General features: G+C 70.2%; 23 protein-coding genes and 4 tRNA genes. 20 read left to right on the plus strand and 7 right to left on the minus strand.

Annotated elements, in window-relative coordinates:
• Positions 1-3 precede the first annotated feature (3 nt).
• The 5 genes from OG736_RS25980 (at position 4) to OG736_RS26000 (ending at position 5317) form a co-directional block, all read left to right on the plus strand.
• Positions 4-1602: a complex I subunit 4 family protein gene (locus OG736_RS25980; protein ID WP_327184574.1), complete on the plus strand. Its 1599-nt coding sequence runs from the start codon at positions 4-6 to the stop codon at positions 1600-1602.
• Entirely contained in the window at positions 1599-3137 is a 1539-nt protein-coding gene (locus tag OG736_RS25985; protein WP_327184575.1) for an NADH-quinone oxidoreductase subunit N, read from the plus strand. Before OG736_RS25980 ends, OG736_RS25985 begins: the two co-directional genes overlap by 4 nt.
• Before the next feature lie 202 nt (positions 3138-3339).
• Entirely contained in the window at positions 3340-4203 is an 864-nt protein-coding gene (gene htpX / locus OG736_RS25990; protein ID WP_020130197.1) for a zinc metalloprotease HtpX, read from the plus strand.
• Positions 4200-4592, plus strand: coding sequence for a YccF domain-containing protein (locus OG736_RS25995; protein ID WP_057602843.1), 393 nt, complete (start codon positions 4200-4202; stop codon positions 4590-4592). Before htpX ends, OG736_RS25995 begins: the two co-directional genes overlap by 4 nt.
• 152 nt (positions 4593-4744) lie before the next feature.
• Complete coding sequence (locus OG736_RS26000; RefSeq protein WP_327184577.1) at positions 4745-5317, plus strand: SMI1/KNR4 family protein; 573 nt, start codon at positions 4745-4747, stop codon at positions 5315-5317.
• Positions 5318-5397: 80 nt separating this feature from the next.
• Here OG736_RS26000 and OG736_RS26005 read toward each other — a convergent pair whose 3' ends face one another.
• Positions 5398-6651, minus strand: coding sequence for an APC family permease (locus OG736_RS26005; RefSeq protein ID WP_327184578.1), 1254 nt, complete (start codon positions 6649-6651; stop codon positions 5398-5400).
• Between the two features lie 186 nt (positions 6652-6837).
• Here OG736_RS26005 and OG736_RS26010 point away from each other — a divergent pair, with 186 nt between their 5' ends.
• Complete coding sequence (locus OG736_RS26010) at positions 6838-7104, plus strand: GlsB/YeaQ/YmgE family stress response membrane protein (protein WP_020132690.1); 267 nt, start codon at positions 6838-6840, stop codon at positions 7102-7104.
• Between the two features lie 91 nt (positions 7105-7195).
• Here OG736_RS26010 and OG736_RS26015 read toward each other — a convergent pair whose 3' ends face one another.
• Positions 7196-7684 carry a YajQ family cyclic di-GMP-binding protein gene (locus OG736_RS26015; RefSeq protein WP_020132689.1) on the minus strand — a complete coding sequence of 163 codons (489 nt, stop codon included), beginning with the start codon at positions 7682-7684 and terminating at the stop codon, positions 7196-7198.
• 225 nt (positions 7685-7909) lie between these two features.
• Here OG736_RS26015 and OG736_RS26020 point away from each other — a divergent pair.
• Positions 7910-7991: transfer RNA gene (locus OG736_RS26020), tRNA-Tyr, on the plus strand.
• Positions 7992-8391: 400 nt separating this feature from the next.
• Here OG736_RS26020 and OG736_RS26025 read toward each other — a convergent pair.
• Positions 8392-8703: a hypothetical protein gene (locus OG736_RS26025; RefSeq protein WP_327184579.1), complete on the minus strand. Its 312-nt coding sequence runs from the start codon at positions 8701-8703 to the stop codon at positions 8392-8394.
• Between the two features lie 98 nt (positions 8704-8801).
• Here OG736_RS26025 and OG736_RS26030 point away from each other — a divergent pair, with 98 nt between their 5' ends.
• Positions 8802-9023: a hypothetical protein gene (locus OG736_RS26030; RefSeq protein WP_327184580.1), complete on the plus strand. Its 222-nt coding sequence runs from the start codon at positions 8802-8804 to the stop codon at positions 9021-9023.
• A gap of 49 nt (positions 9024-9072) precedes the next feature.
• Here OG736_RS26030 and OG736_RS26035 read toward each other — a convergent pair whose 3' ends face one another.
• Complete coding sequence (locus OG736_RS26035; protein ID WP_327184581.1) at positions 9073-9729, minus strand: SDR family oxidoreductase; 657 nt, start codon at positions 9727-9729, stop codon at positions 9073-9075.
• 86 nt (positions 9730-9815) lie between these two features.
• Positions 9816-11084 (minus strand): amidohydrolase family protein, encoded by a 1269-nt coding sequence (locus OG736_RS26040; protein WP_327184582.1) that lies wholly within the window; start codon positions 11082-11084, stop codon positions 9816-9818.
• A gap of 271 nt (positions 11085-11355) precedes the next feature.
• On the opposite strand from OG736_RS26040, the gene OG736_RS26045 reads away from it, so the two are divergent.
• The 8 genes from OG736_RS26045 to OG736_RS26080 all read left to right on the plus strand — a co-directional run bounded on the left by OG736_RS26045 (position 11356) and on the right by OG736_RS26080 (position 16292).
• Positions 11356-11428 (plus strand) — tRNA-Thr (locus OG736_RS26045).
• Between the two features lie 46 nt (positions 11429-11474).
• A tRNA-Met gene (locus OG736_RS26050) sits at positions 11475-11547 on the plus strand.
• A gap of 88 nt (positions 11548-11635) precedes the next feature.
• Positions 11636-11800, plus strand: coding sequence for a 50S ribosomal protein L33 (gene rpmG / locus OG736_RS26055; RefSeq protein WP_003948671.1), 165 nt, complete (start codon positions 11636-11638; stop codon positions 11798-11800).
• Positions 11801-11943: 143 nt separating this feature from the next.
• Complete coding sequence (locus OG736_RS26060) at positions 11944-12435, plus strand: FAS1-like dehydratase domain-containing protein (RefSeq protein WP_327184583.1); 492 nt, start codon at positions 11944-11946, stop codon at positions 12433-12435.
• Between the two features lie 7 nt (positions 12436-12442).
• Positions 12443-12871, plus strand: a complete 429-nt coding sequence (locus OG736_RS26065; protein WP_142265710.1) for a MaoC family dehydratase — start codon at positions 12443-12445, stop codon at positions 12869-12871.
• Positions 12872-12975: 104 nt separating this feature from the next.
• Entirely contained in the window at positions 12976-13545 is a 570-nt protein-coding gene (locus tag OG736_RS26070) for a TetR/AcrR family transcriptional regulator (RefSeq protein ID WP_327184584.1), read from the plus strand.
• 98 nt (positions 13546-13643) lie between these two features.
• Positions 13644-15104: a DHA2 family efflux MFS transporter permease subunit gene (locus OG736_RS26075; RefSeq protein ID WP_327184585.1), complete on the plus strand. Its 1461-nt coding sequence runs from the start codon at positions 13644-13646 to the stop codon at positions 15102-15104.
• 132 nt (positions 15105-15236) lie between these two features.
• The gene (locus OG736_RS26080) at positions 15237-16292 is read left to right on the plus strand and encodes a UDP-N-acetylmuramate dehydrogenase (protein WP_057602852.1); all 1056 of its coding nucleotides are present in this window, start codon (positions 15237-15239) and stop codon (positions 16290-16292) included.
• A 211-nt stretch (positions 16293-16503) separates the two neighbouring features.
• Here the strand turns inward: OG736_RS26080 and OG736_RS26085 are convergent, their stop codons facing one another.
• Both OG736_RS26085 and OG736_RS26090 read right to left on the minus strand, forming a co-directional pair.
• A complete protein-coding gene (locus tag OG736_RS26085; protein WP_327184586.1) occupies positions 16504-17532 on the minus strand; it encodes an adenosine deaminase in 1029 nt (342 codons plus the stop codon).
• A gap of 130 nt (positions 17533-17662) precedes the next feature.
• Positions 17663-18889: a pyridoxal phosphate-dependent aminotransferase gene (locus OG736_RS26090; RefSeq protein ID WP_057603526.1), complete on the minus strand. Its 1227-nt coding sequence runs from the start codon at positions 18887-18889 to the stop codon at positions 17663-17665.
• 216 nt (positions 18890-19105) lie between these two features.
• Between OG736_RS26090 and OG736_RS26095 the strand changes: the two genes are divergently transcribed.
• From OG736_RS26095 to rplK, 4 genes are all read left to right on the plus strand, one after another.
• Positions 19106-19178: transfer RNA gene (locus tag OG736_RS26095), tRNA-Trp, on the plus strand.
• 113 nt (positions 19179-19291) lie between these two features.
• Positions 19292-19579, plus strand: a complete 288-nt coding sequence (gene secE, locus OG736_RS26100) for a preprotein translocase subunit SecE (RefSeq protein ID WP_062640252.1) — start codon at positions 19292-19294, stop codon at positions 19577-19579.
• 80 nt (positions 19580-19659) lie between these two features.
• Complete coding sequence (gene nusG / locus OG736_RS26105) at positions 19660-20505, plus strand: transcription termination/antitermination protein NusG (protein ID WP_020132676.1); 846 nt, start codon at positions 19660-19662, stop codon at positions 20503-20505.
• A 194-nt stretch (positions 20506-20699) separates the two neighbouring features.
• Entirely contained in the window at positions 20700-21134 is a 435-nt protein-coding gene (rplK, locus tag OG736_RS26110) for a 50S ribosomal protein L11 (RefSeq protein ID WP_020132675.1), read from the plus strand.
• The last annotated feature ends 17 nt before the right edge of the window (positions 21135-21151 follow it).

Here is a 21151-nt window from a genome sequence, read left to right on the forward strand (position 1 = left end):
GGCGTGATCGATATCAACGAGTCCGTGATGCAGTTCCTTCTGGCATTCATCGTGGTCGGCCCGCTCCTCGGCGCCGCCGCCGCTCTTCTGCCGGCTCCGCCCGGGCTGAAGGGGAAGTCACCCGAGCAGGCCGTGCTGCGCCACGGCATGACCGTGACCGGCGCGATCCTCGTCGCCGCGATCGTCCTCGCGCTCGGCTTCGACCACGACCATCCGTCGAAGATGCAGGCCACCACGGACATCAGCTGGATCCCCGCACTCGACGTGCGCATCCACCTCGGCATCGACGGCATCTCCCTCCCCCTGCTGGTCCTGACCGCGCTGCTGACCTTCCTGTGCGCGGTGTACTCCTACTTCAGGCGGCAACAACAGCCGCCGACGCAGCAGACTCCGGACCCGTCCCCGAAGGCCTTCGTCGCGCTCGTGCTCCTCCTGGAGTCCGGCACCCTCGCGGCCTTCGCCGTCCTCGACCTGCTGCTGTTCTTCCTCGCCTTCGAGATGGTCCTCGTCCCGATGTACTTCCTCATCGCCCGCTGGGGCGGCGCGGGCCGGACCCAGGCCGCCTGGAAGTTCATCCTGTTCACGCTGCTCGGATCCGTGGTCATGCTGCTCGGCCTGCTCCTGATCGGAATCAAGGCGGGCACCTTCGACATGGTGGCACTCGCCACTGACAACGGCCGGTCGCTCACCACATCCGTGCAGGTCATCGCCGTTCTCGCGATCGGGATCGGGCTCGCCGTCAAGACCCCGATGTGGCCGCTGCACAGCTGGCTGCCCGACGCCCACACCGCCGCCCCGACCGTCGGTTCGGTCCTGCTGGCCGGAGTGCTGCTGAAAATGGGCACGTACGGGTTCGTCCGGATCCTGCTGCCCGTCGCGCCGGACGGCTTCCGCACCTTCGCGCCCTACCTCGCGGCCTTCGCCGTCGTCGGGATCATCTACGGATCCCTGGCCTGCCTGGCCCTCGCCAAACGGGGTGCGAAAGGCGACCTCAAACGCCTCATCGCCTACTCCTCGGTCGGGCACATGGGTTTCGTGCTGCTCGGCATCGCGACCATGACCCCGACCGGCGTGAACGGCGCCCTGTTCGCCAACATCGCCCACGGCCTCATCACCGGCCTCCTCTTCTTCCTGGTCGGAGCGCTGAAGGACCGCACCGGCACCACCGATCTGGACACCCTCGCCGAGCAGACCGGCGCCGCGCTGTACGGCAGGACGCCCCGCCTCGGCGGCCTCCTCGCCTTCGCCGCCGTCGCCTCCCTCGGCCTGCCGGGCCTCGCCGGCTTCTGGGGCGAGATGCTGGCCCTGTTCGGCGCCTTCAACCCTGCCGCCGACCTCAGCCGCCCCGCCTTCCTCACCTTCACGGCGATCGCCGCGTTCGGCACCCTGCTGACGGCCGCGTACCTGCTCGTCGTGGTCCGCCGCGTCTGCATGGGTGTCGTCCCGCAGGACGCTCCGCGCCTCGCCGACGTGCAGACCTACGAGTTCGCGGCCTGGGCCCCGCTCGTCGCCCTCACCGTCGTCGCCGGCCTGTGGCCGAAGGCCCTCCTCGGGCTGACCGACCCGGCCGTGCAACAGCTCCTCGCAGGAGGCACCCGATGAGCGCCCTGGCCCAGCCCGTGTTCCACCCCCTGGCGGCCGAGTCGGTGGTCCAGTCCGTCGACTGGCCGGCCATCGCGCCGCCCACCCTCGCGGCGGTCGTCGCCCTCGTCGTCCTCGTCGCCGACCTCTTCGTCGGCGACGCCCGCAAGCCGCTCCTCGGCTGGCTGTCGGTCGCGGGACTCGCCGCCGCCACGGCCCTCCTCCTGCCCCTCCTGGACGGCGACCGCTCCACCTTCTGCCTGACCGGCGACACACGCGTGTGCAGCTACACGGCAGACCGCTTCACCCTCGTCATCCAGTTCCTGGTGCTCGGGGGAGCGCTGCTGGCGGCCCTGCTGTCGGTCACCGCCCTGAAGGACGCGCGCGGGCGACTCCCCGAAGGCGAGTTCTGGTTCCTGCTGCTGTCCTCCGCCGCCGGTGCCGCCCTGCTGCCCGCCTCCCGCGACCTCGCCACCCTCGTCGTCGCCCTGGAGGTCGCCTCCCTGCCCGCCTTCGCCCTGGTCGGCATCCGGCACGGCGACCGCAGGTCCTCCGAGGCGGCCCTGAAGTTCTTCCTGTCGTCCGTCACCGCGACGACCGTCAGCCTCCTGGGCATCAGCTTCGTGTACGCGACGACCGGAACCCTCTACCTCACCCAGGTCGCCGAACGCATCCAGCACGTCGACGGCCGACTGGACACCCTGGCCCAGACCGGCGTGGTCCTCACCCTGATCGGCTTCGCCTTCAAGACGGCCGCCGTCCCGTTCCACTTCTGGGTCCCCGACACCTACGTCGGCGCCCCCCTGCCCATCGCCGCCTACCTGTCGGTCGTCGGCAAGGCCGTCGGCTTCTCCGGCCTCATCCTCGTCACCGTCATCGGCTTCCCCTCGTACGCCGATGTCTGGGGCCCCGCACTGGCCGTGCTGGCCGCCCTCACCATGACCGTCGGCAACGTCGGCGCCCTCCGTCAGCAAGCCACGCGCGCGTACAGCGCCGTACGCCTGCTCGCCTGGTCCTCCGTGGGCCAGGCCGGCTACCTCCTCGTACCGATCGCCGCCGCCGCGTACTCCGACGACGCCGAGCGCGCCATCGGCTCGACCGTCGCCTACGCCCTCATGTACGCCGCCGTGAACCTGGGCGCCTTCGCGGTGGCCGCCCTGGTGGGCCGTACCAGCGCGACGAACCGGATCACGGACTACCGGGGCCTCTACGCGAAGAACCCGGCGGCAGCCCTCCTCCTGGCCTTCTTCCTGCTCTGCCTCGCCGGACTGCCGCCGGGCATCATCGGTCTCTTCGCGAAGGTCACCGTCTTCTCGGCAGCCGTCGACGCGGGCCTCGGCTGGCTCGCGGTCGTCATGGCCGTCAACGTGGTGATCGCCCTGTACTACTACCTCCAGTGGACGGCGCTGCTCTTCCGCGCCCCCGAAGGCGAGCCCGAGAAGCACCGCGTCCCCGCCCCGCTCACCGCCGCCATCACCCTCACCGCGGCCCTCGGCATCGCCCTCTCCGGAGCACCCCAGCTGGTCCTGCGCTTCACCGACACCGGCCTCTTCTGAGCCCGCACGCGCGCGCATGCCCCCGTCCTCACCCGGACGGCCCACACCCATGCCCGCAGGCACAAGGGAACTAGTGCCTCCCGCCTGGCGTTGACCAGTACGGGAAGGTGCACTGGATGTGACATCACGGCACAGTGCCACCGGACAACAGCAAGGTTCGCAAGCAAAGGGTTCCCCTGCTGCACGACTTGGAGGGCGTACCGTGCACCGCCGGCACAACGGGCTCAGGACCGCAGTACTCCTCGGGGGACTGTCCGCACTCATCATCGTCATCGGCAGCTTCTTCGGCCGCATGGGGCTGGTCATCGCGGTCCTGATCGCGCTCGGCACCAACGCGTACGCGTACTGGAACAGCGACAAACTGGCGCTACGCGCGATGCGTGCCCGCCCGGTGAGCGAGTTCGAGGCTCCCGCCCTGTACCGGATGGTGCGCGAGCTCTCCACCCAGGCCCGACAGCCCATGCCCCGTCTGTACATCTCCCCGACCGAGGCACCCAACGCCTTCGCCACCGGCCGCAACCCGCGCAACGCCGCCGTGTGCTGCACGGACGGCATCCTGCGCCTCCTCGACGAGCGCGAACTGCGCGGCGTCATCGGCCACGAGCTCAGCCACGTCTACAACCGGGACATCCTCATCTCCTCGGTCGCCGGCGCGCTCGCCTCCGTGATCATGTTCCTGGTCAACTTCGCCTGGCTGATCCCGATCGGCCGCTCGGACGACGACGACGGTCCGGGCATCCTCGGCATGCTCCTGATCATGATTCTCGGCCCGCTCGCCGCCAGCGTCATCCAACTCGCCATCAGCCGCTCCCGTGAGTACGAGGCGGACGCTTCGGGCGCGCAGCTCACCGGCGACCCGCTGGCCCTCGCGAGCGCGCTGCGCAAACTGGAGACGGGCACCAAGCAGCTTCCACTGCCCCCGGAGCCCCGCATCGAGACCGCGAGCCACATGATGATCGCGAATCCCTTCCGTCCGGGCCAGGGACTCTCCAAGATGTTCTCGACGCACCCGCCGATGGCGGACCGTATCGCCCGGCTCGAGAAAATGGCAGGTCGCCACCAGTGAAGACCATCCTGAACGTCATCTGGCTGATCCTGAGCGGATTCTGGCTGTTCCTCGCCTACCTGGCCGCGGGAGCGCTGCTCTGCATCACGATCATCGGCATTCCCTTCGGCATCGCTGCTTTCCGCATCGGCGTCTACGCCCTCTGGCCCTTCGGCTACACGACGATCGAGCGCCGTGACGCGGGTGCGCCCTCCTGCGTCGGCAACGTGCTCTGGCTGGTCCTGGCCGGTTGGTGGCTGGCCATCGGGCACATCGTCACCGGCCTGCTCCTCTGCCTGACCATCATCGGCATCCCGTTCGGCATCGCGAACTTCAAACTGATTCCGGTCTCGCTGTTCCCGCTGGGCCGTGAAATCGTGCCCTCGGACCAGCCGTTCGCCTCGCGCTGAGGGGGCGGGCCCCGATCGGCTCGTTGTCCACGCCTCGTCAGTGGCCGGGCGGCCGAATGCTCGACGGCGGCCCGCAGCTCGCCGGTTGTCCACAGGCGGAGGGTTGTCCACAGGCCGGCTCGGTTGTCAGTGGCGGCCTGCATCATGAACGCATGACCGAGAACGAGCAGTTGTGGGCAAAGGTGGCGGCCAAGGCGGCCACCACCCGCCCCTGGGGTTGGCCTTCGCTCCCCGACCCCGTGGACGCGGCCACCGTGGCCCGTGCCGAGGCCGCACTCGGCTTCCGTCTGCCGCCGCTGCTCGCCGACCTCTACCTGCGTATAGGGGACGGCGGATTCGGCCCGGAGTACGGCCTGCTGCCCCTGCTCGACAGCTCTCCGTCCGGTGAACCCGCCGCCGTCGCGCAGTACCTCGCCAACCGCGCAAGCGGTCGCGAAGACCCCGACTGGCCCTGGCCCGAGGGCGTCCTGCCGATATCCCACTGGGGCTGCGCGATGTACGCGTGCGTGGACTGCCGGTCTCCGCAGGCGACGGTCCTGCTCTTCGAACCGAACCCCGGCGACCCCGACCACGCCTGGTTCGTCGACGCCCCCAGCCTCACTGCCTGGCTGCACTCCTGGCTCGACGGCACGGGCTGGTACGACTCCCTGAACGACGACCTGGAACCGACCCCCTGGACCGAGTTCCGCATACGCACGGCGGCGACCGGGGCGACGACGCCGTAACGGCCTGCCGCCGCGCACCCATCGCCCGGCACCCGCCCGCCGCGGTCCGCCGCCCGCAGCCCGTCGTCGCTGTCGTACGGCTACCGCGCGCCCGACCGGCGCCGCCGTACCCCGTAAGCGAGCACGCCCACGGCCAGCACCCCCGCTCCCACGAGCACCGAGGTCCTCGGCAGCGCGAACGCGAGCACCACACAGCCCAGGAGCCCCACCGCGGGCAGCATCCGCTTCGCCGGGGCCGGATCGAGCGTCCAGGCCGACGCGTTGGCCACCGCGTAGTACGTCAGCACACCGAAGGAGGAGAACCCGATCGCGCCCCGGACATCCACCGTGGCGGCCAGGACCGCGACCACCGCGCCCACCGCGAGCTCGGCCCGGTGCGGTACCCGGAAGCGCGGGTGGACGGCGGCCAGGGCGCCGGGCAGATGCCGGTCCCGGGCCATGGCCAGCGTCGTGCGCGAGACGCCCAGGATGAGGGCGAGGAGCGAGCCCAGCGCCGCCACCGCTGCCCCGATCCGTACCACCGGCACGAGCCCGGGCGCCCCCGCCGCCCGCACCGCGTCGGCCAACGGCGCCCCCGCCCGCCCGAGCTCGCCCGGCCCCAGCACGGAGAGGACAGCGACCGTCACGCACGCGTACACGACCAGAGCGATCCCCAGGGCCAGGGGGATCGCGCGGGGGATGGTGCGTGCCGGGTCACGCACCTCCTCGCCCAGGGTCGCGATGCGGGCATACCCGGCGAAGGCGAAGAACAGCAGACCGGCGGCGGTCAGCACCCCGCCGGCACCCCCGGAGATCCCGACGTCCAGCCGCCCGTCGTCGGACGCGCCGGACCTCAGGCACACGACCACCACGGAAGCGAGGACCGCCAGGACCACCGCCACGATCGCCCGCGTCAGCCAGGCCGACTTCTGGACGCCCCCGTAGTTCACCGCGGTCAGCGCCACCACGGCCGCGACCGCCACCGCGTGCGTCTGCGCGGGCCAGACGTACGCACCGACCGTCAGAGCCATCGCCGCACAGGAGGCCGTCTTACCGACCACGAACGACCAGCCCGCCAGATACCCCCAGAACGCGCCGAGCCGCTCGCGCCCGTACACGTACGTGCCGCCCGAGGCCGGATACAGGGCGGCAAGTCGCGCCGACGACATGGCGTTGCAGTAGGCGACCAGCGCGGCGAGTGCGAGTCCGAGCAGCAGCCCGGAGCCCGCGGCCTGCGCGGCGGGAGCGAGCGCCGCGAAGACGCCGGCACCGATCATCGAGCCGAGCCCGATGACCACGGCGTCGCCGAGGCCGAGCGTCCGCCGCAGCTCGGCGCGTGATCCGGACTGTGTCATGGGCCGCACCCTACTGATCGACGGAACCACCGTGTGTCCTGGTGACGTCGTCCTCATCGACACGACCCGAACCCGCGTGCGACGCAGGACGCGGGGCGCGACGGAAACGAGCACAGCCCGTCCGGAGCGAGCGACATCACAGTGTCCGGACAGCGCGGGCACAGCACGGAAGGGCAGGTTCAGGACATGAGCATCATCAGCTGGATCATCCTGGGGTTGTTGGCCGGAGTCATTGCCAAGGTGCTGCTGCCGGGCCGCGACCCGGGCGGCTTCATCGGCACGACCCTCATCGGTGTCGCGGGCGCGTTCATCGGCGGCTGGATATCGGCCCGCTGGCTGGACCACCCCATCACCAAGGACTTCTACGACGGCGCGACCTGGGCTGCGGCGATCGGCGGTTCGCTGGTGCTGCTGATCGTCTATCGCCTGCTGTTCGGCAACTCACGCGACTGAGCGCCTCCGCGGCGGACCGAACGAGAAGGGTGGGCACCCCGCGGGCGCCCACCCTTGCTCACAGCTGTCCGGCTCGCGTCTGTCCGGCCGACTACCGGTAGTTCACGAACTGCAGAGCGAAGTCGAAGTCCTGGCCCTTGAGCAGGGTGATGACGGTCTGGAGGTCGTCGCGGCTCTTGGAGCTGACACGCAGTTCCTCGCCCTGCACCTGGGCCTTCACGCCCTTGGGGCCCTCGTCGCGGATGAGCTTCGCGACCTTCTTCGCGTTGTCCTGGGAGATGCCCTCCTTGATCTCCGCGAAGAGCTTGTACTCCTTGCCGGAGAGCTGGGGCTCGCCCGCCTCCAGCGCCTTGAGGGAGATCCCGCGCTTGATCAGCTTGGACTGGAAGACGTCGAGGACGGCGTTGACCCGGTCCTCTGAGTTCGCCTCCATGAGGATCTTGTCGCCGGACCACGAGATCGAGGCGCCGACGCCTTTGAAGTCGTAGCGCTGCGAGATTTCCTTGCCGGCCTGGTTGAGGGCGTTGTCGACCTCCTGCCGCTCGACCTTCGAGACGATGTCGAAACTGGAGTCGGCCATGTCCTGTGGCTCCTTGTATCGGGGTGCGTGTCGGGTGCGTATCGGCGTGCGTGGGGGCGACCGCCGAGCCCGGCGTGGTCCCGGGCCGCATCCGCTCAAGCCTAGTCATCCCGCACGCTCCGGGCGGCGAGGAATCAGGTGGCGAAGCACCCCTGGGCATCGGGTATCGTTTACGTCGTTGCCAGGGAGCACCGCCGAAAAGCGGTTCGAACAGGCGGCAAACCCGGCGGTGTGCCCGAGCGGCCAAAGGGAGCAGACTGTAAATCTGCCGGCTCAGCCTTCCCAGGTTCGAATCCTGGCGCCGCCACGCTGAGAACGAAGGGCCCGTGACCTGCTTACGCAGCAGGTCACGGGCCCTTCGTCATGTTCCCTGGTGAGCGGTGCGCTGTCTCCCGCTGTCTCGCATTCGAACGTTCTGTCCCCACGTGTGTGGACGTGTGTGGACGGGATGTCCGCAACGAACTGTGGTTCCACTCCAGGACTGGGCCAGGTGGATCGCGCAGCGTGGTGAAGATCATACGGGCGGTCGGCCGACGTCGGTTCGAAGTGGCGGAGTGTGCGATCGCCGTTGCTCCGGAGCCCAACCGGTCACAGGTGAACTGGTCGTGACCTGTCCACCCACCCGGCACGTCAGCTGAGCCGCGGCACCGTCCGGCCGACGCCGCCGGCAGGGGGCCGTTCGGGCTCCTGGGCGGCGCCGACCCGCTTCACTTCCCTTCGGCAGGGTCCTCCGGGGGTTCGGAGACCTCCGGCGCGGGCGTCTTCGCCGCTCTTTTCACCTCTGCCTCGATGTCGTTGCGTGGTCTGTTCTCGTCCTTGGCGTGTTCGGTCACCGCGGCCTGTACGTCGCGGGCGAGGTCGCGCCAGGCGCGCCAGGCGGTTTCGTAGGTGTCGGTCTGGATCTCCGGCCATGGGGTGGCCGTGGGTGCGCCGTACGTGTCCCGCAGCGCTTCGACCCTCGCGTGTGCCTCGTCGGCCGCGCGTTGCTTCTCCACGAGTTCCTCGAAGGTATGTGCCACGTGTACGGATGCTAGGGAGGTGATCGCACTTCCGCGCGGCGAGCGGGGCGCGTCCCGCCGTGCGGTACCCGCGTGGCCCACTGGGGCAGACTGACGACATGTCCAGCGCGTCCAGTCGTCGTAGAACCTGCCCCGTATGCCGTCGCGAGATCGCCGTCGTCGCCGGACGGTTCGCCCGGCACGACCCGCCGGGGGCGCGCGGGACCGGGGACCTCGTCTCCTGCCCCGGCTCGCGCAGTACGGCACAACTGGGCGCGGCCCAGGCGTCGTTGGACGGGTATGTGGTCCCGGAGTTTCCGGGACAGCTGCCCCTCTTCTAGCGTTCTGGCGTTCTGGCGTTCCAGGGCGTCTACCGGAGCACGGCGTTCCTCAGTTGCCCGCCACTGCCCTGACCGCCACCGGTACCGGCGTCGAGCCGCTGATGAGTTCCAGGGTGAGGCCGGACGTCGCCGGGGTGTCCAGCAGTTCGGCCAGCACGGTGGCCACGTCGTCGCGGGGGACGGAGCCGCGGCCCGTGCGGGCCTCCAGGCGGACCAGGCCGGTGCCGGCGTCGTCCGTGAGCGCGCCGGGGCGCAGGATCGTCCAGTCGAGGGAGTCCAGGCCCTGCACGTGCGCGTCCGCTTCGCCCTTGGCGCGCAGGTAGACGTCGAAGACCTCGTCACCCTGGTGATCGGGGTCCGCGCCCATGGACGACACGACCACGAAGCGCCGTACGCCCGCCCGGACCGCCGCGTCCGCGAACAGGACGGCCGCGCCCTTGTCCACGGTGTTCTTGCGGCCCACTCCGCTGCCCGGGCCGGCACCCGCCGCGAACACCGCCGCGTCCGCGCCCCGCAGCCGCTCCGCGACCGCTTCGACGGACGCCGACTCCAGGTCCAGGACGACCGGTTCGGCGCCGGCCGCCCGGAGGTCGTCCCCCTGTTCCGCCTTGCGGATGATCCCCGCGACCTCGTCCCCGCGCGCGGCGAGCAGACGCTCCAGCCGCAGCGCGATCTGACCATGACCACCAGCGATGACAATGCGCATGCTTCCGACCGTACGCCCGGACAACCGCATCCGCCGCACGACCTCACCCGAGTCCCGGCCCAACTCCCCGGCCCGCCCCCGCCGTCCTACGACGGTTGTCCCCGCCCCTGCCTCGGCAGGCCCCACTCCGGGGCGGCTGTCGAGCTGCGGTACTCGCGGACGGCGCTCGTGCGGGCGACCACGCGGCCCTGGTGGATCACGATCCTGCTGTACGCCAGGGACAGGGCGCCCGCCAGCCGGTCGCCGCGGACGGCCAGGAGGTCGGCCGGGAAGCCCGCCTCCACGCGGACCTCGGGGAGGCCCAGCGCGGCTCGCGCGGACGTGCTCACGGCGTCGTACGCGTCCTCGGCGCGCAGGCCGTGACGGGAGGCGAGCAGGTAGGCGGCCTCCAGGGGGTCGCCGCGGCCGACCGGATTGGAGACGTCCCGCAACGCCCCGCTGCCCGCCGCGATCCGGACGCCGGCCGCGCGCAACAGCCGTACGGGCGCCGCGTCCCGGTGGTCGACGGTGCCGCAGCCGCCCTGGGGGAGGCAGACCACCGTCACGCCGGCGGCGGCGAGTTGGTCGGCGGTGCGGGTGGCGGTATCGGCGGGGAGGTCGTCGAGGCCGCCGCAGGGGCTCAGGGTGACGCCGGGGCGCAGACCGCCGGCCATCGCGGCGAGACGGGCGAGGCGGGCCGGGTCGGCGGCGTCGGTGTGCAGGTCGACGGGGCAGCCGTGCTCGGAGGCGACCTCCAGGACGGTCTCCACGTAGCCCGTCGGATCGGGGTCCAGGTCCGGGCAGCCGCCCACGACCGAGGCGCCCATCTTCACCGCGTCCCGCAGCATCGCGAGCCCGTCCGCCCCGGCCGCCCCGGTCAGTACCCGCGGCATCGCCACCGCCGTCAGTTCGGCGAGCCCGCGCAGCGAACGCCGGGCCTGCAGTACGGCGGCCAGCGCGCCGAGGCCCTGGACGTCGCCCACGTGCACATGAGCACGCAGCGCCGTCGCACCGTGGCCCAGTTGCAGCAACGCGGCCTCCGTGGCACGGCGCTGGACGTCCTCGGGGGCGTACGAGACCGGGCCGTCCGCATCGGCGGTGAGCGCGGTGTCGGCGTGCGCGTGCGGCTCGGCGGGGGCGGGGAGCAGGAGGTAGCCGCCGAGGTCCACGCGTGTGCCGCCGCGGGTGGGGCCGGCCGTCAGGCTGCCCGCCGTGCCGACCGCCTCGATACGCCCGCGGCCCAGCCGTACGTCCACGGTCCGGCCGTCCGTCAGGCGCGCCCCGCTCAGCAGGAGGGCGGCCGGGTCCGGCGGACCTCCCGCGGCGCCGGACGAGGACGACGGCCAAGGGGGCGGCTGCGGCTGGCTGTCGGGCATCGCGCTCCAGGGGCTCGGCTCGGCACTGCGCGGGGACGCGGGTGACGCGCGGTCGCGGGGACGCAAGATCACGCAGAGTGAGTCGAGCCTAGGACGGCGTTTCGGCGCGAGCGGGGAGGAGCGCAATAGTCGTACCGGTGTGGTCCGGCGTGCGGGAGGGGCCCGGGAGGCCGCTGGGACCTTGGGGAATCGGCCCTCCGGGCGGTCCCGGAGGGCCCCGCGAAACGGATTTGGGTGAACGGCTGCGGACCGTGTAATGTCTTCATCGCTCGCCCCAATAGCTCAGTCGGTAGAGCGTCTCCATGGTAAGGAGAAGGTCTACGGTTCGATTCCGTATTGGGGCTCTGGTGGGTGAGGTTCCCGTCGCAAGGCGGGACCTGATCCCATCAAAGCGGTGTAGCTCAGTCGGTAGAGCAAGCGGCTCATAATCGCTGTGTCACCGGTTCAAGTCCGGTCACCGCTACTGACAGTAGCCGATTGTGGGGTCGGTCCTTCGATCGGCTACTCTTTCATGCGTTATATGTCCCATCCGTTCGTCAAGGAGCACTCCTGTGGCTGCCACCGACGTCCGCCCGAAGATCACGCTGGCCTGCGTGGAGTGCAAGGAGCGGAACTACATCACCAAGAAGAACCGGCGTAACAACCCGGACCGACTGGAGATGAAGAAGCACTGCCCGCGTTGCAATGCGCACACCGCGCACCGCGAAACGCGATAAATCAGGCTCGTATGCGAGGCCGTCCCCGAGTGATCGGGGGCGGCCTCGTGTCGTTGAGCGACCCGTACCGGTCAGTAGAGCAACGCTGAGCGGTACAGCAACAGAGCAGCGGAGCAGCAGAGCAACCAGGAGGTGCCGAGGCCATGGCGCTCGACCAGTCCTTCGTCGGGCGGACCTACCCGCCCACCGATCCCTACGAGGTCGGTCGGGAGAAGATCCGCGAGTTCGCCGAGGCCGTGGGTGACGCCAACCCGGCGTACACCGACCCGGACGCCGCCAAGGCGCTCGGGTACGCCGATGTGATCGCGCCGCCGACCTTCGTGTTCTCGATCACCTTCAAGGCGGCGGGACAGGTCGTCCAGGACCCTCGGCTGGGCCTCGACTACAGCCGGGTGGTGCACGGCGACCAGAAGTTCGCCTACCGGCGCCCGGTGCGCGCCGGTGACCGGCTCACGGTCACCTCGACCATCGAGGCGGTCAAGTCCATGGCCGGCAACGACATCCTGGACATCCGTGGCGAGGTCCGCGACGAGAGCGGCGAGCACGTCGTGACCGCTTGGACCAAGCTCGTCGCCCGCGCGGCGGAGCCGGCGGAATCCGTGGAGTCCGTGGACGCCACGGACGGGAAGGCGTGAGGAACCGATGACGGCGAAGATCGCTTACGACGACGTCGAGGTCGGCACCGAACTGCCGGCCCGGTCCTTCCCTGTGAACCGCGCCACGCTGGTGCAGTACGCGGGTGCCTCCGGGGACTTCAACCCCATCCACTGGAACGAGAAGTTCGCCAAGGAGGTGGGCCTGCCGGACGTCATCGCGCACGGCATGTTCACCATGGCCGAGGCGGTCCGCGTCGTCACCGACTGGATCGGCGACCCGGGCGCGGTCGTCGACTACGGCGTTCGCTTCACGAAGCCGGTCGTCGTCCCGAACGACGACCAGGGTGCCGTGATCGAGGTCACCGGCAAGGTGGGCGCCAAGCTCGACGACAACACCGTGCGGGTCGACCTGACCGTGACCAGCGGCGGGCTGAAGGTCCTCGGGATGTCCCGGGCGGTCGTACGGCTGGCCTGATCCGAGGCGGCACACACGACGTAAGGGGCGCCCTCCAGGGAGAGGCGCCCCTTACGCGTTGACAGGCCTTGACGTAGTTAGTGATTGAGCACTAACTTTGTCGCATGGTCAGGATGAGCGCAGACGAGAGGCGCGAGAGCGTCATCCGCGCGGCGACGAGCGAGTTCGCCCGGGGTGGCTATCACGGCACCTCCACCGAGGCGATCGCCAGGCGGGTGGGTGTCTCGCAGCCGTATCTCTTCCGGCTCTTCGCGGGCAAGAGGGCGATCTTCCTCGCGGCATCCGAGCGCTGCATGGACGACACCGTCCGCACGTTCGAGGAGGCCGCCAGGGGGCTGGAGGGCGAAGAGGCCCTGCATGCCATGGCGAACGCGTACACCAGGGTCCTCGCGGAGCAGCCCGAACGGCTGATGATGCAGATGCAGACGTATGTCGCGGTGGCCGCCGCGGAGGCGGAGGGCGACCACGGCTTCGGGGAGGCCGTGCGCGCCGGGTGGATGCGGCTCTGGGACACCGTCCATGTGCCGCTCGGTGCCGACGTGAACGAGACGACGACCTTCATGGCGTACGGCATGCTCGTCAACTGCCTGGTGGCCATGGGGTTCGCGCCCGGAGACCGGGTCTGGGAAGGGATGTATCCCTCGGCTCGGATCAAGGGCCGGCTGGAGAAATAGCGAGGGCGGCGGGTTCGCCGTCGCCGTCGAAGGCGCCTTTTCATGGGCGCGAAAGTTAGTCATCAATTACTAACCGAAGATCACCCGCTGGGGGAGCGATGTCAGAGCAGACCGCACGTCGCGGGGGAGCCGTCTGGGCCCTCGTCATCACCAGCGTCGCCGGGTTCATGGCGGCCCTCGACAACCTCGTCGTCACCACCGCCCTGCCGTCCATCCGCGAGGATCTCGGCGGCGGGCTCGGCGACCTCGAATGGACCGTGAGCGCCTACACGCTCACCTTCGCCGTGCTGCTGATGTTCGGCGCGGCGCTCGGCGACCGGTTCGGCCGACGGCGGATGTTCCTCGTCGGACTCACCGTCTTCACCGTCGCCTCCGCCGCCGCGGCCATGGCCCCCGGCATCGGCTCCCTCATCGCCGCCCGCGCGGTCCAGGGTGTCGGCGCGGCCGTCATGATGCCGCTGACGCTCACCCTCCTCACGGCCGCCGTGCCCGCCGCCAAGCGCGGAATGGCCTACGGCATCTGGGGTGCGGTCAACGGACTCGCGGTCGCCTCCGGGCCGCTCATCGGGGGCAGCCTCACCGAACACGTGTCCTGGCACTGGATCTTCTGGCTGAACGTTCCGTTGGGCCTCGCGCTGCTTCCGCTCGCCCGGCTGCGTCTCGCCGAGTCCTACGGCACCGGCGCCCCGCTCGACTTCCCCGGCACCCTGCTCGCCAGCGGCGGCCTCTTCGGGCTCGTCTACGGCCTGGTGCGCGGGCCGGCCGACGGCTGGACCAGCCCGCTCGTGCTGACCGGCCTGTTCGCGGGCGCCGTCCTGCTCGTCGGGTTCGTCCTGCACGGGCTGCGGGCCAAGAACCCCATGCTGCCGATGCGCCTCTTCCGGTCCCGTGCCTTCGCCGGGATCAACGCCGCGAGCCTGCTGATGTTCCTCGGGATGTTCGGCTCGATCTTCCTGCTCAGCCAGTACATGCAGGGCGTCCTCGGCTACTCGCCCACCGAGGCGGGCCTCAGGATGCTGCCGTGGACCGGTATGCCGATGCTCGTCGCACCGATCGCCGGCATCCTCTCCGACCGCGTCGGAGGCCGGCCGGTCGTCGCCACCGGGCTCTTCCTCCAGGCCGCCGGTCTCGGCTGGATGGCCGCTGTGGCGACCGTCGACGCCTCCTACGCCGCCCAGCTGCCCGGTCTGATAGTCAGCGGCATCGGCATGGCGCTGTTCTTCGCCCCGGCCTCCAACCTGGTGATGTCCAGCGTCCGCTCGCAGGAGCAGGGGATCGCCTCCGGCGCCAACAACGCGCTGCGGGAGGTCGGCGGGGCCCTCGGTATCGCGATCATGTCGTCGATCTTCGCGGCGCAGGGCGGATACGAGTCCGGCCAGACCTTCGTCGACGGGCTGCGGCCCGCGCTGGTCACGGGCGCGGCGGTGGTGGCCCTCGCCGGGTTCGCCGCCCTGCTGATACCGGCCCGGCGGCGAGCGGACCTCGTGGCGACGGACTCCGGGGCGGGCCCTGAGGCCGGCTCCGAGCCGGCGCCCGTGCTGGAGCCCGCCGCCCGCTGAGACACACGGCACATGAAGTGCCCGGATGCGTCCGGCACGCGCGCGTGCGGTGACCGGCGAGGGGCGGCTGGATCGGGCTGTCGGGGGCCGGGGCGGGCGGGGCTGTCGGTCGTGTCTCGTAGGCTGGGGCGCGTGCTGGAACTCCACGATGCCCCGCTCGCCCCGCTGACCACCTTCCGGCTGGGCGGTCCCGCCACCAGGCTGGTGACCGCGACGACCGACGCCGAGGTGATCGCAGCCGTACGCGAGGCCGACGCCGACGGTACGCCGCTGCTCATCGTCGGCGGCGGCTCGAACCTCGTCATCGGCGACAAGGGCTTCGAGGGCACCGCCCTGCGCATCGCCACGCGCGGCTGCGAACTCGTCGGGACACGACTGGAGCTGGCCGCGGGCGAGATCTGGACCGACGCGGTCGCCCGCACCGTGGAAGCCGGGCTGGCCGGCGTCGAGTGCCTGGCCGGCATCCCCGGCTCGGCGGGCGCGACCCCGATCCAGAACGTCGGGGCGTACGGCCAGGAGGTCTCCACGACGATCACCGAGGTGATCGCGTACGACCGCCGGGCGGGCGGGACGGTCACGCTCACCAACGAGGAGTGCGCCTTCTCCTACCGGCACAGCCGCTTCAAGGCCGACCCCGAGCGGTATGTCGTCCTGCGCGTCCGGTTCGCCCTCGAGGACGCGGACGGGCTGTCGGCGCCCCTGAAGTACGCCGAGACGGCACGCGCGCTGGGCGTCGAGCCCGGGGACCGGGTGCCGCTCGCCGAGGCCCGCGAGACCGTGCTGAAACTGCGCGCCGGGAAGGGCATGGTCCTCGACCCGGAGGACCACGACACCTGGTCGGCCGGCTCCTTCTTCACCAACCCGATCCTCACCGACGCCGACTTCGCCGCGTTCCACGCGCGCGTGAAGGAGCGGCTGGGCGACGGCGCGGAGCCGCCCGCCTACCCGGCGGGGGCGGGACACACCAAGACCTCCGCGGCCTGGCTGATCGACAAGGCGGGCTTCACCAAGGGGTACGGCAGCGGGCCCGCCCGGATCTCCACCAAGCACACCCTCGCCCTCACCAACCGCGGCGCGGCCACCACGGAGGACCTGCTGGCGCTGGCCCGCGAGGTCGTGGCCGGGGTGCGCGAGGCCTTCGGGGTCACGCTGGTCAACGAGCCGGTGATGGTGGGCGCCGGGCTCTAGGACGCGTCTGGCAGTTCCCGCCGGGCGCGCGACGCCCGGCACGGCACCTCGCCGCGTCGTCGGATCACCCGGGTGCATCCGGTACGCGGATGAGTGCATCCGGTACGCGGGCGATCCTCCGCCTTGCGATGCACCGCACCGGACGCCGCGCGCCGATCCGACGCGCATGGTCAGACACGCCCCAGCCGACCCGCGCCCTCCGCCCGCCGCGCTACGCCAGCCAGTCGTCCACGCCCGCCAGCAGCTTCGCCCTGACGTCCTCCGGCGCCGCCGAGGCCCGTACCGACTGGCGGGCCAGTTCCGCCAACTCCTCGTCCGTGAAGGCGTGGTGGCGGCGGGCGATGTCGTACTGGGCCGCCAGGCGTGCGCCGAAAAGCAGCGGGTCGTCGGCGCCCAGGGCCATCGGCACCCCGGCCTCGAAGAGCGTCCGCAGCGGAACGTCCTCCGGCTTCTCGTACACGCCCAGCGCCACGTTCGACGCCGGGCACACCTCGCAGGTCACGCCCCGGTCGGCGAGCCTCTTCAGCAGCCGCGGATCCTCGGCCGCCCGTACCCCGTGCCCCAGCCGGTTCGCGTCCAGGTCGTCCAGGCAGTCGCGGACGGACGAGGGGCCGGTCAACTCGCCGCCGTGCGGGGCGGACAGCAGCCCGCCCTCCCGGGCGATCGCGAAGGCCCGGTCGAAGTCCCTCGCCATGCCCCGGCGTTCGTCGTTCGACAGCCCGAAACCGACCACCCCCCGGTCCGCGTACCGCACGGCCAGCCGGGCCAGGGTGCGGGCGTCCAGCGGGTGCTTCATCCGGTTCGCCGCGACCAGCACCCGCATGCCGAGCCCGGTGTCGCGCGACGCCGTCTCCACCGCGTCCAGGATGATCTCCAGCGCCGGGATCAGCCCGCCCAGCCGGGGCGCGTACGACGTCGGGTCCACCTGGATCTCCAGCCAGCCCGAGCCGTCCTTCAGATCCTCCTCCGCGGCCTCCCGCACCAGCCGCTGGATGTCCTCCGGCTCGCGTACGCACGAGCGCGCCGCGTCGTACAGGCGCTGGAAGCGGAACCAGCCCCGTTCGTCCGTGGCCCGCAGCTTGGGTGGCTCCCCGCTGGTCAGCGCCTCGTTCAGCGCGTCCGGCAGGTGCACGCCGTACTTGTCGGCCAGTTCCAGCACGGTGGTGGCCCGCATCGACCCGGTGAAGTGCAGGTGCAGATGGGCTTTCGGCAGCTCAGAGACATCACGTACACGCTCCATTCCAGGATCCTGCCGTACCTTCCGGTCGTCCCGGTAGCGCTTTCCCCGATCGTGGTCTTGCTCGCACAAAGCAACGGGCCGCCTCCCGAGGGGAGACGGCCCGCAGACTGTTCACGGGAGTGGTCCGAACTCAGTCCCTGGCCTCCGCCAGCAGCTTCTGGATGCGGCTCACGCCCTCGACGAGGTCCTCGTCGCCCAGCGCGTACGACAGCCGCAGGTAGCCCGGCGTACCGAACGCCTCACCCGGGACCACCGCGACCTCGGCCTCCTCCAGGATGAGCGCGGCCAGCTCGACCGAGTCCTGCGGACGCTTGCCGCGGATCTCCTTGCCGAGCAGCGCCTTCACCGAGGGGTACGCGTAGAACGCGCCCTCGGGCTCCGGGCAGAGGACGCCGTCGATCTCGTTCAGCATCCGCACGATCGTCTTGCGGCGCCGGTCGAAGGCCTCGCGCATCTTCTCGACGGCCGACAGGTCACCGGAGACGGCGGCCAGCGCGGCGATCTGCGCCACGTTGGAGACGTTCGAGGTGGCGTGCGACTGGAGGTTCGTGGCGGCCTTGACGACGTCCTTCGGGCCGATGATCCAGCCCACCCGCCAGCCGGTCATCGCGTACGTCTTCGCGACGCCGTTGACCACGATGCACTTGTCGCGCAGCTCGGGGAGGATCCCCGGCAGCGAGGTGAACTTCGCGTCGCCGTAGACGAGGTGCTCGTAGATCTCGTCCGTCATCACCCACAGGCCGTGCTCGACGGCCCAGCGGCCGATCGCCTCGGCGTCCTCGGCGTTGTAGACGGCGCCGGTCGGGTTGGACGGGGAGACGAAGAGCACGACCTTCGTGTTCTCCGTGCGGGCCGCCTCCAGCTGCTCGACCGAGACCCGGTAGCCGGTCGTCTCGTCGGCCACGACCTCCACCGGGACACCGCCCGCCAGCCGGATGGACTCGGGGTACGTGGTCCAGTACGGCGCCGGGACGATGACCTCGTCGCCCGGGTCGAGGATCGCGGCGAAGGCGTTGTAGATCGCCTGCTTGCCGCCGTTGGTGACCAGGATCTGCGAGGCGTCCACCTCGTAGCCCGAATCACGCAGCGTCTTCGCGGCGATCGCGGCCTTCAGCTCGGGGAGACCACCGGCCGGCGTGTAGCGGTGGTACTTGGGGTTCTTGCAGGCCTCGACGGCCGCCTCGACGACATAGTCCGGGGTCGGGAAGTCGGGCTCGCCCGCGCCGAAGCCGATCACCGGACGTCCGGCGGCCTTCAGGGCCTTGGCCTTGGCGTCCACGGCAAGGGTGGCGGACTCGGAGATCGCGCCGACGCGGGCGGAGACCCGGCGCTCGGTGGGAGGGATTGCAGCGCTCATGGCACCCATGGTTTCAGACCGGAAACCGCCCCGGCACACGGGTTTCACGGACTGGTCAGCCGACTGAACATCAGAGTGATTCCGATCAAGGCCGCTTTCCGTTCGACGAGGCGCTCAAGACCACGTACACTCACACGTCGTTGGCCTTCGACAGCCGCGCCCCAACAGGTGCACACCGAGCACCCGGTCGGATGCGGTACGTTGGGGAACACACAAAGGGTCGTAGCTCAATTGGTAGAGCACTGGTCTCCAAAACCAGCGGTTGGGGGTTCAAGTCCCTCCGGCCCTGCTACACACTCCGTCACCAGGATGTGTGCGCAGCGCATGTACGTCCAGCAATGCATCGCCGTGCGGCTCAGACCGGGCGCGGCACGGCCACGACCCGGGAACAGGTGAGGACGAATGGCGGATGCCGTGGGCTCCATCGACACGCCTGATGCCCAGGACGAGGTGCCTGAGGCGCAGAAGAAGACCCGCAAGGGCGGCAAGCGCGCCAAGAAGGGCCCGCTGAAGCGTCTCGCGCTCTTCTATCGCCAGATCGTCGCAGAGCTCCGCAAGGTCGTATGGCCCACGCGGAGTCAGCTGACGACTTACACGACCGTGGTGATCGTCTTTGTCGTCATCATGATCGGCCTGGTGACCGTGATTGACTATGGACTCAGCCACGCCGCCAAGTACGTTTTTGGCTGAGCCTAGAGCGAAGGGCGCCGAGGTATCCGGCGCCCCTTTCGCATGTTCCACCCCTATGTATCCAGGAAGAAGCAGCCACCGTGTCTGACCAGAACCTGAACGACGCCATCGAGCCGGAAGAGTCCGTGGACGACGAGCTCGACATCGTCGAGGGTGCGGACGAGGTGGACGAGTTCGAGGCTGCCGAGGCCGAAGCGGGCGAACCCGCGGAGGAAGCCGCACTCCACGTCGAGGACGAGGAAGCCGACGAGGACGTCGAGACCGAGGACGTCGTCGACGAGGCCGAGGAAGAAGAGCCGGCCGAGCCCGTCGACCCCGTTGTCGCCCTGCGCGAGGAGCTGCGCACCCTCCCCGGCGAGTGGTACGTCATCCACACGTACGCCGGCTACGAGAACCGCGTGAAGACCAACCTGGAGCAGCGCGCCGTCTCGCTCAACGTCGAGGACTACATCTTCGCGGCCGAGGTGCCGCAGGAAGAGGTCGTCCAGATCAAGAACGGCGACCGCAAGACCATCCGTCAGAACAAGCTCCCCGGCTACGTGCTGGTGCGCATGGACCTGACGAACGAGTCCTGGGGCGTCGTCCGCAACACTCCCGGCGTCACGGGCTTCGTGGGCAACGCGTACGACCCGTACCCGCTGACCCTGGACGAGATCGTCAAGATGCTCGCCCCGGAGGCCGAGGAGAAGGCCGCGCGTGAGGCCGCCGAGGCCGAGGGCAAGCCGGCTCCGTCCCGCAAGGTCGAGGTCCAGGTGCTGGACTTCGAGGTGGGCGACTCGGTCACCGTCACCGACGGCCCGTTCGCCACGCTCCAGGCCACGATCAACGAGATCAACGCCGACTCGAAGAAGGTCAAGGGCCTCGTCGAGATCTTCGGTCGCGAGACCCCGGTCGAGCTGAGCTTCGACCAGATCCAGAAGAACTGATCCTCCTCTGGAGCACAAGCCTCCGATCAGGTCAGACCACGCTCTCGCTGGGGGCACCTCCCGCTTGCGGGGGACGGTCTGACCTGCTCGGTTTTTGGCCGCGCATGGATACCCGTTATCGTTGTGCGGTATGCCTCCATCCGGATCATCCGGACCGGACGGCTGAAAACTCTCACTAGGACCCGGAGAGAGCAATGCCTCCCAAGAAGAAGAAGGTCACGGGGCTCATCAAGCTCCAGATCAACGCTGGTGCGGCCAACCCGGCCCCGCCGGTCGGCCCCGCGCTCGGCCAGCACGGCGTCAACATCATGGAGTTCTGCAAGGCCTACAACGCCGCGACCGAGTCGCAGCGTGGCTGGGTGATTCCGGTGGAGATCACGGTCTACGAGGACCGCTCCTTCACCTTCATCACCAAGACGCCGCCGGCCGCGAAGATGATCCTCAAGGCCGCTGGTGTCGAGAAGGGCTCTGGCGAGCCGCACAAGACCAAGGTCGCCAAGATCACCGAGGCGCAGGTCCGTGAGATCGCCACGACCAAGCTTCCCGACCTGAACGCCAACGACCTGGACGCCGCGTCGAAGATCATCGCCGGCACCGCCCGCTCCATGGGCATCACGGTCGAAGGCTGATCACCAGCCCCGTAGCA

The sequence above is a fragment of the Streptomyces sp. NBC_01334 genome, assembly GCF_035983595.1.
Lineage (GTDB): Bacteria > Actinomycetota > Actinomycetes > Streptomycetales > Streptomycetaceae > Streptomyces > Streptomyces coriariae.

Bases quoted from the DNA above. Each gene is read 5' to 3' on its own strand.
- rplK (WP_020132675.1), top strand. From the start codon at position 20,700: ATGCCTCCCAAGAAGAAGAAGGTCACGGGGCTCATCAAGCTCCAGATC.
- OG736_RS26065 (WP_142265710.1), top strand. From the start codon at position 12,443: ATGACGGCGAAGATCGCTTACGACGACGTCGAGGTCGGCACCGAACTG.
- OG736_RS25985 (WP_327184575.1), top strand. From the start codon at position 1,599: ATGAGCGCCCTGGCCCAGCCCGTGTTCCACCCCCTGGCGGCCGAGTCG.
- OG736_RS26090 (WP_057603526.1), bottom strand. From the start codon at position 18,889: ATGAGCGCTGCAATCCCTCCCACCGAGCGCCGGGTCTCCGCCCGCGTC.
- OG736_RS26030 (WP_327184580.1), top strand. From the start codon at position 8,802: ATGTCCAGCGCGTCCAGTCGTCGTAGAACCTGCCCCGTATGCCGTCGC.
- OG736_RS26060 (WP_327184583.1), top strand. From the start codon at position 11,944: ATGGCGCTCGACCAGTCCTTCGTCGGGCGGACCTACCCGCCCACCGAT.
- OG736_RS26075 (WP_327184585.1), top strand. From the start codon at position 13,644: ATGTCAGAGCAGACCGCACGTCGCGGGGGAGCCGTCTGGGCCCTCGTC.
- OG736_RS26040 (WP_327184582.1), bottom strand. From the start codon at position 11,084: ATGCCCGACAGCCAGCCGCAGCCGCCCCCTTGGCCGTCGTCCTCGTCC.
- OG736_RS26005 (WP_327184578.1), bottom strand. From the start codon at position 6,651: ATGACACAGTCCGGATCACGCGCCGAGCTGCGGCGGACGCTCGGCCTC.
- OG736_RS26015 (WP_020132689.1), bottom strand. From the start codon at position 7,684: ATGGCCGACTCCAGTTTCGACATCGTCTCGAAGGTCGAGCGGCAGGAG.
- OG736_RS26035 (WP_327184581.1), bottom strand. From the start codon at position 9,729: ATGCGCATTGTCATCGCTGGTGGTCATGGTCAGATCGCGCTGCGGCTG.
- OG736_RS26085 (WP_327184586.1), bottom strand. From the start codon at position 17,532: ATGGAGCGTGTACGTGATGTCTCTGAGCTGCCGAAAGCCCATCTGCAC.
- secE (WP_062640252.1), top strand. From the start codon at position 19,292: ATGGCGGATGCCGTGGGCTCCATCGACACGCCTGATGCCCAGGACGAG.
- OG736_RS26070 (WP_327184584.1), top strand. From the start codon at position 12,976: ATGGTCAGGATGAGCGCAGACGAGAGGCGCGAGAGCGTCATCCGCGCG.
- OG736_RS26000 (WP_327184577.1), top strand. From the start codon at position 4,745: ATGACCGAGAACGAGCAGTTGTGGGCAAAGGTGGCGGCCAAGGCGGCC.
- OG736_RS26010 (WP_020132690.1), top strand. From the start codon at position 6,838: ATGAGCATCATCAGCTGGATCATCCTGGGGTTGTTGGCCGGAGTCATT.